The 12,401-nt window shown below is 59.8% G+C and carries 9 protein-coding genes, 3 tRNA genes and 2 rRNA genes; 6 read left to right on the top strand and 8 right to left on the bottom strand.

From position 1 onward, the window contains the following. Positions 1–26: 26 nt before the first annotated feature. Positions 27–878: a LysR family transcriptional regulator gene (locus ACRWQA_RS06795; RefSeq protein ID WP_263580570.1), complete on the top strand. Its 852-nt coding sequence runs from the start codon at positions 27–29 to the stop codon at positions 876–878. Here the strand turns inward: ACRWQA_RS06795 and ACRWQA_RS06790 are convergent. Further along, entirely contained in the window at positions 836–1,420 is a 585-nt protein-coding gene (locus tag ACRWQA_RS06790; protein ID WP_263580571.1) for an elongation factor P hydroxylase, read from the bottom strand. The genes ACRWQA_RS06795 and ACRWQA_RS06790 overlap by 43 nt on opposite strands. Before the next feature lie 133 nt (positions 1,421–1,553). Here ACRWQA_RS06790 and ACRWQA_RS06785 point away from each other — a divergent pair, with 133 nt between their 5' ends. From ACRWQA_RS06785 to ACRWQA_RS06775, 3 genes are all read left to right on the top strand, one after another. Then, positions 1,554–3,002 carry an MATE family efflux transporter gene (locus ACRWQA_RS06785; RefSeq protein ID WP_434227869.1) on the top strand — a complete coding sequence of 483 codons (1,449 nt, stop codon included), beginning with the start codon at positions 1,554–1,556 and terminating at the stop codon, positions 3,000–3,002. Between the two features lie 55 nt (positions 3,003–3,057). Continuing rightward, complete coding sequence (locus ACRWQA_RS06780) at positions 3,058–4,023, top strand: DUF3080 family protein (RefSeq protein WP_434227871.1); 966 nt, start codon at positions 3,058–3,060, stop codon at positions 4,021–4,023. Positions 4,024–4,158: 135 nt separating this feature from the next. After that, positions 4,159–4,872 carry a hypothetical protein gene (locus tag ACRWQA_RS06775; RefSeq protein ID WP_263580574.1) on the top strand — a complete coding sequence of 238 codons (714 nt, stop codon included), beginning with the start codon at positions 4,159–4,161 and terminating at the stop codon, positions 4,870–4,872. 25 nt (positions 4,873–4,897) lie between these two features. On the opposite strand, the gene tusA is transcribed toward ACRWQA_RS06775, so the two are convergent. Continuing rightward, positions 4,898–5,149, bottom strand: a complete 252-nt coding sequence (gene tusA, locus ACRWQA_RS06770; protein WP_263580575.1) for a sulfurtransferase TusA — start codon at positions 5,147–5,149, stop codon at positions 4,898–4,900. A 29-nt stretch (positions 5,150–5,178) separates the two neighbouring features. Between tusA and ACRWQA_RS06765 the strand changes: the two genes are divergently transcribed. Beyond that, positions 5,179–5,466, top strand: a complete 288-nt coding sequence (locus ACRWQA_RS06765) for an antibiotic biosynthesis monooxygenase family protein (RefSeq protein WP_263580576.1) — start codon at positions 5,179–5,181, stop codon at positions 5,464–5,466. A 30-nt stretch (positions 5,467–5,496) separates the two neighbouring features. On the opposite strand, the gene rlmM is transcribed toward ACRWQA_RS06765, so the two are convergent. Further along, entirely contained in the window at positions 5,497–6,582 is a 1,086-nt protein-coding gene (gene rlmM, locus ACRWQA_RS06760) for a 23S rRNA (cytidine(2498)-2'-O)-methyltransferase RlmM (RefSeq protein ID WP_263580577.1), read from the bottom strand. Between the two features lie 427 nt (positions 6,583–7,009). Between rlmM and gdhA the strand changes: the two genes are divergently transcribed. Then, positions 7,010–8,362, top strand: a complete 1,353-nt coding sequence (gdhA, locus tag ACRWQA_RS06755) for an NADP-specific glutamate dehydrogenase (protein ID WP_263580578.1) — start codon at positions 7,010–7,012, stop codon at positions 8,360–8,362. A 212-nt stretch (positions 8,363–8,574) separates the two neighbouring features. On the opposite strand, the gene rrf is transcribed toward gdhA, so the two are convergent. From rrf to ACRWQA_RS06730, 5 genes are all read right to left on the bottom strand, one after another. Beyond that, a 5S ribosomal RNA gene (rrf, locus tag ACRWQA_RS06750) occupies positions 8,575–8,690 on the bottom strand. Positions 8,691–8,794: 104 nt separating this feature from the next. Beyond that, positions 8,795–11,774, bottom strand: a 23S ribosomal RNA gene (locus ACRWQA_RS06745). Positions 11,775–12,001: 227 nt separating this feature from the next. After that, positions 12,002–12,077, bottom strand: a tRNA-Ala gene (locus tag ACRWQA_RS06740). Positions 12,078–12,194: 117 nt separating this feature from the next. Further along, a tRNA-OTHER gene (locus ACRWQA_RS06735) sits at positions 12,195–12,290 on the bottom strand. A 16-nt stretch (positions 12,291–12,306) separates the two neighbouring features. Then, positions 12,307–12,383 (bottom strand) — tRNA-Ile (locus ACRWQA_RS06730). Positions 12,384–12,401 lie beyond the last annotated feature (18 nt).

The raw sequence follows: 12,401 nt of genomic DNA, 5'->3' as shown, positions 1-12,401 counted from the left end.
TCCTCCCCCAGATATAGGCATAGCTTATGGATGTGCGAAGCCTGCGGTATTTCATCGCCGCCTACGAGGGTGGCTCGATCAGCGCTGCCGCTCGACGTTGCCACGTGGCGCAACCCTCCATCTCGACCGCGCTGGCACAGCTGGAGGAGCGTCTGGGGTCACCGCTGTTCGAGCGACATCGGCGTGGCATCACGCCCACCGAGGAAGGGCACAGGCTCTATCCACTGGCGCGCCAGGTAAGCGAGGACCTCAACGCCATCAGCAGACTGTTTCGCACCCCGGCGCCTGCCACCCCCGTGCGCCTGGGGCTGATGCGCTCATTGGGCGCCAACCGCATGACTGTCCTGCTCAAGGAGTACATCGGGCAGGGCGACAACCTGGCGCTGACGCTGGTCAATCCCGAGGAGCGCTGTGACGCGCGAATCATTGGAGAACATGACCTGGCGCCAGGCGAGCTCTTCCAGCCGATCTGGCACGACAGCTATCGTCTAGCACTGCCCAACGGGCATCCGCTGGGCCTCAAGGCTACGGTGGCATTGCCCGAACTCGACGGCCTTCCGTTCATCTGGCGCCATCCTTGTGCCGCCATGGAGCGCCTGGCCACGGCCCTGAGCGACGCCGGCGTGCGCTGCCAGGTCAGGGCTCGCCTGCGCACTATTGAATACACCCTGGGGCTGGTGGCGGCCGGAGTTGGCGCCTCACTGGTGCCGGCCTGGCCCGAAATCCTCTCGCACCCGGACGTGCAGTGCCGTCCTTTGGCCGGGCTCAACATACACCAGACCATCGGCGTGGCCTTCCCCGCGCGCCAGGCGATGCCGGCGCTCGATCCGTTACTTCAGCTCGGCAAACAGATCTGGGAAGCCGAAGTGCATGCCTGATCAAGCGCATTCAAGCCGGCTTGCACGGCCTCATCGTGGGCCAAACCCTGCTGGTAGAAGGCCGCCAGGGCAATACGAAAGGCCTCTGCCCGGGGCGGTAGCCCCTCGCTGACAAAGCGTGCCGCACGGGCCGCTACGCGACCGTGAAAGTCTTCCCGGTCGACCTCCGTTTCGCCTCCCAGATTGTCCACGCTGACGTGGAAGCACAGCCCACAGGCGTGCGAGAAGAGCATTTCCAAGGCCTGGGGAGCGATTTCGGCCGCCTCGAAGCGGCGCTGCTGTTCGGCGTTTCGCCCGTCGGGAAGGTACCAGTAGCCATAGTCCTCAAGCTGCCGTCGCGCCTTGCCGGCGATGCACCAGTGACTGATCTCGTGCAGCGCGCTGGCATAGAAGCCCCGCGCAAAGATCACCCGATGCCAGGGGCTCTCCTCATCGGCGGGCAGATAGAGCGGTTCGTCGCCACCGCGCACCAAGCGAGTATCGAAGCGCTGCTGGAAGAGACCGTCGAACAGGGCGATCACGTCCTCGAGACGATGGGTCACGGATCCTCCATACATGGCAGATTGGCCGGCCAGTATAAGTGAGTCGATGACGCAGCGAAATTCAGCGGATGTTGCTAACATATTCCGTTTCCCTGGTGCATAGCCGGGTCTCGATACGCACGGAGCAAGCCCCTTGGCAACGTTTTTCACCGACCTGCTGAGAGTCAGCCGCACGGAGACGCGGCCTCTGATACGTCTCACCCTGCCGATTTGTGGCGCCCAACTGGCCCAGGCCGGCATGAGCGTCACTGACATAATGATGACGGGCCGGGTCAGCGCAACCGACCTGGCAGCCGTCTCCGTGGGCTCCAGCCTGTGGCTGCCGCTGATGCTGTTCATGACCGGCACACTGATGGGCCTGACGCCCATCGTCGCCCACCTGCTGGGAGCCGGCTCCACCGAGCGCATTCGCCCCAACGTGCACCAGGCGCTCTGGGTAGCCCTGGCTCTGGGCCTGGTGTCGGCATTACTGCTATGGCTGACGGTGATGCCGATCTTTCGCTTGATGGACGTACCCCATGAGGTCGCCCAACGCTCGGCCGCCTATCTGTCCGCCGTCGCCTTCGGTATGCCGGGGGTCGCCCTGTTCCAGGCCCTGCGCGCCTTCTCCGACGGCATGAACCATACTCGTCCGTCGCTGTGGATCAGTCTGGTGGGGCTCGCCGTGAACATTCCCAGCAACTTCTTGCTGATCTACGGCGGTGAAGGGCTCACTGGGCTCTTCGGAGACTGGCTACCAGCCTGGGTGCAAGGCCTTCCGGCTCTGGGCGCACTGGGGTGCGGTATCGCCACGGCACTCTCCATGTGGGTCATGTGCCTGGCCATGGCCGTCTATACCCGCCGCTCGCGAGCCTACGGCAGCGTCACCTTGTGGCACTCGCCCACGCCGCCGCGCGGGCACCTGATCGGAGAGCTGCTCTACGTGGGCGTGCCCATCGGCGTGGCAATCTTCATCGAAGTCACGCTGTTCACCTTGATTTCGCTGTTCATCGCCAGCCTGGGCGAGGTAACAGTGGCCGCGCACCAAGTCGCCCTGAACTACACCTCGATCCTGTTCATGCTGCCCTTGGCCCTGAGCATGGCGCTGACCGTCAGGGTCGGCAATACGCTCGGCCAGGGCAAGGCCGAGCGAGCTCGCATGGTGGCCTGGAACGGCGTGCTGGTCTCGGTGCTGATCGCATTGTTCAACAGTGCACTGCTGTGGTTCACGGCAGAGCCGGTCATGGCCCTCTACACTCACGATACGGCCGTCCAGCATCTGGCTCTGTCGCTGATACTGCTGGCCATGCTCTACCAGATATCCGATTCACTCCAGGTCAACCTGGCCGGCGCACTGAGAGGATATAAGGATACTCGCATCATCATGGTCATTACCCTGCTCGCCTACTGGGCGGTGGGCCTGGCCGGTGGCCACTGGCTGGGCACCCGGGGCTTGGCCGGCTGGATCGAACCGCTGGGCGTGCACGGTTACTGGATCGGCCTGATCGCCGGGCTTACCGTAGCAGCGATGCTGCTCGGCGAGCGCCTGCGCCGCAAGACCAAGGGAGTTGCGAATGGCAGGCTGGATATCGCCCCAGATTGAAACATGGCGCTGTCTCGCTCTGCTCTTGCTCCTGCTGACGGCCGGGTGTGGCGATGTGGGAGAAGGCCAAGCCAAGCTGGTCGAATACCAGCAGGCACTGGCCGAGGCCTTGGATCAGCCGAGACCAGAAAGAGGCACACCGTCCAATATCGGCGCATTCCCCGATCGCAATGAACGCCTTCTCACAGTCGCCGGAACCCGCGAGAGCATGCTCAACGTCTATGCCCTTCGCGAGTGCCGGATCACTTCGCTGGTCGCCGCCCGAAATAACCAGCTCGGGCGCGTGGCACCACCCAGCCAGCAGTGGATCTACGAGCTCGAGCTTTGGCGCCGTCTGCATGCCTGCTGGCACAGCAACGTGCCGGACTCGCTCTCCGAATCCGCTCGCAGGCGGCTTGAGCGAGTCACACGGACCAAGACCGAGCAGCTGCCGAAGGTGAGCTGGAACAGCCTGTTCGACTCCGAGGAGTGGGTCGGCAATTTCTCTCGCGCAAGCTCACCTCTCATGCCTGGCGATACTCGGGGCATCGAGGCCCAATTGGACGCCCTGGCCTGGCTGCGCCAGGCCACACTGCACCAGTTCAATCCCGAGTGGCGCCATGAGTCCGCGACGCTGGAGGGTCACCTCAAGTCACTGCGCAGTCGCCCCCTGACGGCAGAAGTGCTGCGCGCCCTGCTGCTCGCCGAGCAACGGTTGGATGAGGCAACGGCCCTTCTCGCCGCCACTCTGGAGTCGGAGAGTGGTTGCCTGGCTCTCACGGCATCGCCTGAAGAGTTGCAGCAGCGCATGACCGATATGGAGGCGTTCGACTGGCTCGACCGGCTCGAGGCATTGGCAACGCGATGGCTGGAAGCGATCGATGGCCTGTTCGATAGCCATCTCCCCCCTCCCGATGCGGTAGCCAGCTATCGCGAGCGCTGGCTTTCACTGGAAAATCCGCACGCTCCCTTGCCCGCCTTTCGCCAAGCACGCGGCGAACATGGACGCCACTGGCAGGCCTTGGTCGAGCGCTGTAGGTGAAAAAGCTCCCGGCAGACTTAACTTGAAAGGCGACTCTGTGATATTGGTGATTCGTGAAGGTAGGAGTCGATCCCGTCAGCCTTGCCGCAGCCGTGACCTTTCCGCTCGGCCCATGCAGAATCTGGAGGGAGAAACATGGGTATGTCACTGTCACCCCGCCCTGCCCGGGTCATCGACCTGGAAACGATGCGCCAGAAGCTCCAGGCCAAGCGACGCCTGGTCCGCCTCTCCCCCGAGCTTGATGGTCTCGAGATGGTCTACAGCTTGGCCTCGGACCCCGACTCTCTCTACGGCATGCCCATTCTCGCCTGGGGGCTGCGCGAGGATGGTGATGTCGTCGGCTTGGTGCCATGGATGGAGACGCTGACGCCATGTCACCAGCTCGACGACGCCGAGCACGGCTGCTTCGTCGGCTATCGCGATCCCGAAACCGAGGAGTTGCTGGAATCCCCCCCGCCCCACAAGACCTGCGAGCTGGAGCATGCCGCGGCCTACTTCGACTACGAAGAGACAAGCGACATCACGCTCATTCAGCAGATTCCCGACACCCAGGGCACCCACGCGCTATGCATCGATGACGACAGTCGCCCCTGGCAGCTCAAGCAGGTGTTCGGCTGGCGCCTGTACAGCGACGGAAACGTAGAGGCTCTTCTGGCTGACGACTCCCTCGTCGAGACCACACCGATCCTGCCCGGCGATGCCTGCCTCTATCCTGGCAAGAGCCGTCACAGAATGGTCTATTTCTTCCAGCGCAGCATTGCCAACCGCATTCGCGAACAGGATCCCGGCACGCTCGAAGCCTTGGCGCTGATGGTCATCCCAGATGCCACGAAGGAGGCCGAGGGCTGAGACGAGTCACTGGGGTAGCCGTACATCAGCCCAAGCGGATAAAGTAGAGATAATGTCCGTCCGACTCCTGCTGCGATATCAGGTCATGACCCAGGAAGCTGCAGAACTTGGGTACATCCCGGGTAGTCGCAGGATCAGTGGCAATCACCTTGAGGACCTCGCCGGGGCTCATGTCACGTACCTTGTTGTGCATGAGCATGATGGGCTCCGGACAATAGAGGCCGGTCGTGTCAAGTTCGTCTTGATAGGTGGGCTGCGAGTCGGCGGCATTTGTCATCGATCGACCTCGGCGTGGGGAGCTGCTAAATGATCAAGGTAATAATTGAACGTCGTATCATGCCTGGCCTGGAGGAAGAATACGAGGAGGCCGCACGCGAGGCCATGCGCCACTCCCTCGGTGCCCGGGGCTTCGTTGGGGGCGAAACCCTGGTAGAACGCGGCCATAGTGACCGACGCCTTATGATCGTCAAGTGGCGGAACTTGAACGCCTGGAACGAATGGTACACCAGCGAAGAACGTGCACGCGCCATGCAGCGTATCCTGCCACTACTGACCGAAGACGAGACCATCCGTATCTACGAACCCGCTTACTAGGAGACCGGGAGAGCCACCTCGTCGGCGTCATCAGTCCCGCAGCCTGACATGGACTGTGACTTCTTCACGGTCGTGATACAGCTGCCGGCAGCGCAACTCGGCACGAATGCCGGCCTCTTGCAGCGCCGCATCCAACAAGGCCAGGCAGCGACTGACCTCTTCCCAGCGTCGCTTCATCGGCAGCTTCAGGTTGAAAACCGCCTCCCGACACCAGCGCCGGATCAGCCAACGCTGAACCATTGCCGTTACGCGTGCGGGCTTGTCGACGATATCGCACACCAGCCAATCCAGCCGATAGGGTGGTTCCCAGACGAAACCATCCTCACGCAAGTGCTCGACCATTCCCGTTGCCATCAGGCTGTCGCTCATGGGCCCATTGTCGATGGCAAATACATGCATGCCACGACTGACCAACTGCCATGTCCAACCGCCTGGTGCGGCGCCAAGATCGGCAGCCTGCATACCCTCTCCAAGCCGGACATCCCACTCCTCCCGCGGCACGAACTCGTGCCACGCTTCTTCCAGTTTCAGCGTCGAACGGCTTGGCGCCGCCTGGGGAAAACGCAACCGCCGAATGCCTCCCGGCAGCTCGCTGCGATTGCCGGGAAAGCTCATACCCAACTGCACGCGATCGCCATCGGTCCAGAACAGGTGCAAGCGGCGTCCGGCAGCCTTGCGGCGTAAAGCGCCACGCTTGCGCAGCCCCGACTCCAGTGGACGGGTCAGCGCCTTGATCAACCCCGCCAGCGCCTTGCCTTCATTGGTATCGGGTGTTTCGTGCCAGACCGCATCGAAGCTCCAGCCGCTGGCAATGACCTGCTCAACGATGGAGGACAGCCTGTCATCCCGAGCCAGAGAAAGCGGCGGCAGCGCCAACAGGCTCTGGCGCGCAAAGATGAGCCGGTCAAAGCGCAGCTCTCGTTGCAGCTCGTTGGCCGGCCTCGCGTCATCCACGACGAAGCGCACGAAACCCTCTTGAGCGGAATACTCCGCCTGGCCGTGCCAACCCATTGGCTCGACGCATGCCAGCACCTCGGCAGCGACATCATGTTCGAAACCAGGACGACAATAGAACAGCAACTGATCGGGTGTCAGTTCTATCTCTCGCCGCGGCATCAACCGTCTCCCCCAGCCAGATAGCACCCACTCCGGCCCGCTCGTGAGCCGAAGTCCACCAGCGCAGCTCGTGCTTGAGCCAATAGAGGGAGTGACAGACATGCCGGGAGTCGATTGCTGCCAGCTTGAGATAAGCTGCTGCAGCAGTAAGCAGAGGCTAAAAGAGTCGTCAAGGGCAAGAGATTAAGCTCCAGCAAGTTTGGCCCGCCAATGTTAACAGTCTCGACAGCATCTGTGGGGAAACCTCCAAATCGTTAATTTTTCGTCAATGGAAAAACACTAATGCTCGACATTGGTGCACGAAAAACTGCCATTTAACAGCAATTTCGACTCATATCAATGTCTAATCCAAACATAGCCTATACAATTGCTGCATAATGGTGCACTGAATTATAGTGAGCCCATCTTTCCTCATCAGGACGCTCACATGACTTACGTACACGATACTCTCGAGGGACTCAGCAAAAGCAGCCCGGCCCAGAGCGAGTTCTACCAGGCCGCCGAGGAGGTCCTCGAATGCTTGCGTCCGCTAATCGAAACGGTACCGCGCTACCATCGGCACAGCATCATCGAGCGCATCGTCGAACCTGAGCGCCAGATCATGTTCCGGGTCAGTTGGGTCGACGATGCCGGCAAGGTGCAGGTCAACAAGGGCTACCGCATTCAGTTCAACTCGGCGCTGGGCCCGTACAAGGGCGGCCTGCGCTTTCACCCCAGCGTCAACGCCAGCATCATCAAGTTCCTGGGCTTCGAGCAGATCTTCAAGAATGCCCTGACCGGGCTCCCGATCGGCGGCGGCAAGGGGGGCTCCAACTTCGACCCCAAGGGCAAATCCGACGGCGAGATCATGCGCTTCTGCCAGTCGTTCATGAACGAGCTGTACCGCCATATCGGCCCGACCATCGACGTACCCGCCGGTGATATTGGCGTGGGGGCCAGGGAGATTGGCTATATGTACGGTCAGTACAAGCGACTCACGGGCCGCTACGAAGGGGTCTTCACCGGCAAGGGCTTGAACTGGGGCGGCTCCCTTGGCCGCAAGGAGGCCACCGGCTACGGTGCCGTCTATTTCGCCCAGAACATGCTCGAGGCGCGCGGCGACACCATCGCAGGCAAGACCTGCCTGGTATCGGGCGCCGGCAACGTGGCCATCTACACCATCGAAAAGCTGTACCAGCTCGGTGCCCACCCCGTGACCTGCTCCGATTCCCGCGGCACCGTCCATCATCCGGAAGGCATCGATCTTGACACGCTCAAGCTGCTCAAGGAGGTAAAGCGCACCTCCCTGCGTGAATATGTCGAGTACCATCCCGAAGCGACATATATTGATGCCCAGGACTATCCCGGCGATGGCCATGCCGTATGGCGCATCAAGGGAGACGTGGCCTTCCCCAGCGCCACCCAGAACGAAGTGACCGAGGCTGACGCCGTCGCTCTGCTCGGCAACGGCGTACACTGCATCAGCGAAGGCTCGAACATGTCATCCACCGTCAGCGCCGTAGATCGCTTCCTTGAAGCCAGAATCGCCTACGGCCCCGGCAAGGCCGCCAACGCCGGCGGCGTGGCCACCAGTCAGCTCGAGATGGCGCAGAACAGCAGCATGCAGCAGTGGACCATGGAGAAGGTCGATACCAAGCTGCAGGCAATCATGGCGAATATCCACCAACAATGCGCCAGTACGGCCGAAGAATTTGGTGAGCCCACCAACCTGGTTCTCGGCGCGAATATCGCCGGCTTCCGCAAGGTAGCCGACGCCATGATCGATCAGGGCGTGGTGTAACGCACTTTCCAGCCCGCCTTTGGCGGGCTTTCATCGGTTGAATCGCAAGCCACAAACGACGAAACCCCGAGCTCTTTCGAACTCGGGGTTTTGGGAGTGATGCCTGACGATGTTCGGGCCGGCCATCCGGCGGGCGGCGCTCCGCTACGCTCCATGGGAGGCCCTGAAACGGCGAAACCCAGCCTCTTTCGAAGCTGGGTTTCTGAAGAAGTGCCTGACGATGACCTACTCTCGCATGGGGAGGCCCCACACTACCATCGGCGCTGAGCGGTTTCACTGCTGAGTTCGGCATGGGATCAGGTGGTTCCCACTCGCTATGGTCGTCAGGCGAAAACGGTTGGAATCATGCTGGCGTGATCGTCTCGGCACGGCGCTCACCGTGCCTGCGTATCCGTCAATCGTGTGCGCAATGCGCAGACCCCTTGGGGTTATATGGTCAAGCCTCACGGGCCATTAGTACCGGTTAGCTCAACGCCTTGCAGCGCTTCCACACCCGGCCTATCAACCAGCTGGTCTCGCTGGGCCCTTCAGGAGGCTCGAGGCCTCGGGGATGTCTCATCTTGAAGGGGGCTTCCCGCTTAGATGCCTTCAGCGGTTATCCCGTCCGCACGTAGCTACCCGGCAATGCCACTGGCGTGACAACCGGAACACCAGAGGTGCGTCCACTCCGGTCCTCTCGTACTAGGAGCAGCTCTTCTCAAACATCCAACGCCCACGGCAGATAGGGACCGAACTGTCTCACGACGTTCTAAACCCAGCTCGCGTACCACTTTAAATGGCGAACAGCCATACCCTTGGGACCGACTTCAGCCCCAGGATGTGATGAGCCGACATCGAGGTGCCAAACACCGCCGTCGATGTGAACTCTTGGGCGGTATCAGCCTGTTATCCCCGGAGTACCTTTTATCCGTTGAGCGATGGCCCTTCCATACAGAACCACCGGATCACTAGAACCTACTTTCGTACCTGCTCGACGTGTCTGTCTCGCAGTCAAGCACCCTTATGCTCTTGCACTCAATGCACGATTTCCGACCGTGCTGAGGGTACCTTCGTGCTCCTCCGTTACTCTTTGGGAGGAGACCGCCCCAGTCAAACTACCCACCACACACTGTCCTCGATCCGGATCACGGACCTGAGTTAGAACGCCAATGATGCCAGGCTGGTATTTCAAGGTTGGCTCCACCCGAACTGGCGTCCGGGGTTCCTAGCCTCCCAGCTATCCTACACAAGCAACATCAGCGTCCAGTGTGAAGCTATAGTAAAGGTTCACGGGGTCTTTCCGTCTAGCCGCGGGTACACAGCATCTTCACTGCGATTTCAATTTCACTGAGTCTCGGGTGGAGACAGCGTGGCCATCATTACGCCATTCGTGCAGGTCGGAACTTACCCGACAAGGAATTTCGCTACCTTAGGACCGTTATAGTTACGGCCGCCGTTTACCGGGGCTTCGATCAAGAGCTTCGCCCGAGGGCTAACACCATCACTTAACCTTCCGGCACCGGGCAGGCGTCACACCCTATACGTCCGCTTGCGCGTTTGCAGAGTGCTGTGTTTTTAATAAACAGTTGCAGCCACCTGGTATCTTCGACCGGTTCGAGCTCCAGCAGCAAGTGCCTTCACCCTACGCCGGCGTGCCTTCTCCCGAAGTTACGGCACCATTTTGCCTAGTTCCTTCACCCGAGTTCTCTCAAGCGCCTTGGTATTCTCTACCTGACCACCTGTGTCGGTTTGGGGTACGGTCCCACTGTATCTGAAGCTTAGAGGCTTTTCCTGGAAGCGTGGCATCGATGACTTCCTGACCGTGGTCAGTTCGTCTCGCCTCTCGGCCTTGGGGATCCGGATTTGCCTGAATCCCCAGCCTACGGGCTTTCACCAGGACAACCAACGCCTGGCTCACCTAGCCTTCTTCGTCCCCCCATCGCAATACAGTGAGGTACGGGAATATTGACCCGTTTCCCATCGACTACGCCTTTCGGCCTCGCCTTAGGGGCCGACTCACTCTGCTCCGATTAGCGTCGAACAGAAACCCTTGGTCTTCCGGCGGGGGAGTTTTTCACTCCCCTTGTCGTTACTCATGTCAGCATTCGCACTCGTGATACCTCCAGCAGACTTCTCAATCCACCTTCATCGGCTTACACGACGCTCCTCTACCGCGAGCCTGCATCCTTGATACCACTCTTTCCATCCGACTCGACGTTCGGGATGGCTTGGACGTCGCTTCGCGACGCCAATCGAATAGCATCAAGTGATGCAGGCTCACCCGTAGCTTCGGTACCTGGTTTAGCCCCGTTACATCTTCCGCGCAGGCCGACTCGACTAGTGAGCTATTACGCTTTCTTTAAAGGATGGCTGCTTCTAAGCCAACCTCCTAGCTGTCTGAGCCTTCCCACATCGTTTCCCACTTAACCAGGATTTCGGGACCTTAGCTGACGGTCTGGGTTGTTTCCCTTTTCACGACGGACGTTAGCACCCGCCGTGTGTCTCCCACGCTTGCACTCACCGGTATTCGGAGTTTGCCTCGGGTTGGTAAGCCGGGATGGCCCCCTAGCCGAAACAGTGCTCTACCCCCGGTGGTGATACGTGAGGCGCTACCTAAATAGCTTTCGAGGAGAACCAGCTATCTCCGGGCTTGATTAGCCTTTCACTCCGATCCACAAGTCATCCAAATCTTTTTCAACAGATCCTGGTTCGGTCCTCCAGTTGATGTTACTCAACCTTCAACCTGCTCATGGATAGATCGCCCGGTTTCGGGTCTATTTCCAGCGACTGGTCGCCCAGTTAAGACTCGCTTTCGCTACGCCTCCCCTATTCGGTTAAGCTCGCCACTGAAAATAAGTCGCTGACCCATTATACAAAAGGTACGCGGTCACATGACTTGCATGCTCCCACTGCTTGTACGCATACGGTTTCAGGATCTATTTCACTCCCCTCGCCGGGGTTCTTTTCGCCTTTCCCTCACGGTACTGGTTCACTATCGGTCAGCCAGGAGTATTTAGCCTTGGAGGATGGTCCCCCCATGTTCAGTCAAGGTTTCACGTGCCCCGACCTACTCGATTTCACATGCTCAGGTTTTCGGCTACGGGACTATCACCCGCTATGGTCGAGCTTCCCAGCTCGTTCGCCTAACCAGTCACATGCTTAAGGGCTAGTCCCCGTTCGCTCGCCGCTACTGGGGGAATCTCGGTTGATTTCTTTTCCTCGGGGTACTTAGATGTTTCAGTTCCCCCGGTTCGCCTCCCAACACCTATGGATTCAGTGTGGGATACCCAGCTTGTGCTGGGTGGGTTTCCCCATTCGGAAATGCCCGGGTCACAGGTTGTTTGCCACCTCACCGAGCCTTATCGCAGGCTACAACGTCCTTCATCGCCTCTGGCTGCCAAGGCATCCACCGTATGCGCTTAATCGCTTGACCATATAACCCGAAAGGGTCTGATCCGCGATTACGTACGACAATTGCCGGATACGCTTGAGACGTATCACTTTTGTTTTCTCCTTGCGGAGAAAACGTGTCAGCATGATTCACATTGTTAAAGAGCAGACTGTCAATCGACAGTCATAAACCCGACATCGCACGGTGCGACGATGGCTTATGACTGCAGATCCGATCAGGTAGACTGTGGGGTGATGCATCAGGAAGTGTGGTGGAGCCAAGCGGGATCGAACCGCTGACCTCCTGCGTGCAAGGCAGGCGCTCTCCCAGCTGAGCTATGGCCCCTTTCAACATCTCTTTGTGGCAAAACCACGCGAAATGTAATTTGTGTGAGACTAGGCGAAAGACGACGACGTATAACCTGCTATACGAGGAGTCTTTCAACAACGTATCACGCAAATTTGGTGGGTCTGGGCAGATTTGAAATAAACCCGGCGACCTCACCCTTCTCTTGACAAAACTTCCGGGGTGCGCTCTCACCAACTGAGCGACAGACCCGGCCGAAGCTCGAGAATGGTGGGTCTGGGCAGATTTGAACTGCCGACCTCACCCTTATCAGGGGTGCGCTCTAACCAACTGAGCTACAGACCCATTGGTCGCGCTGGGTCC

It is taken from the genome of Billgrantia sp. C5P2 (assembly GCF_051062895.2).
Note: the sequence above shows the minus strand (reverse complement) of the source record. Positions and strands in the feature narration are given on the sequence as shown.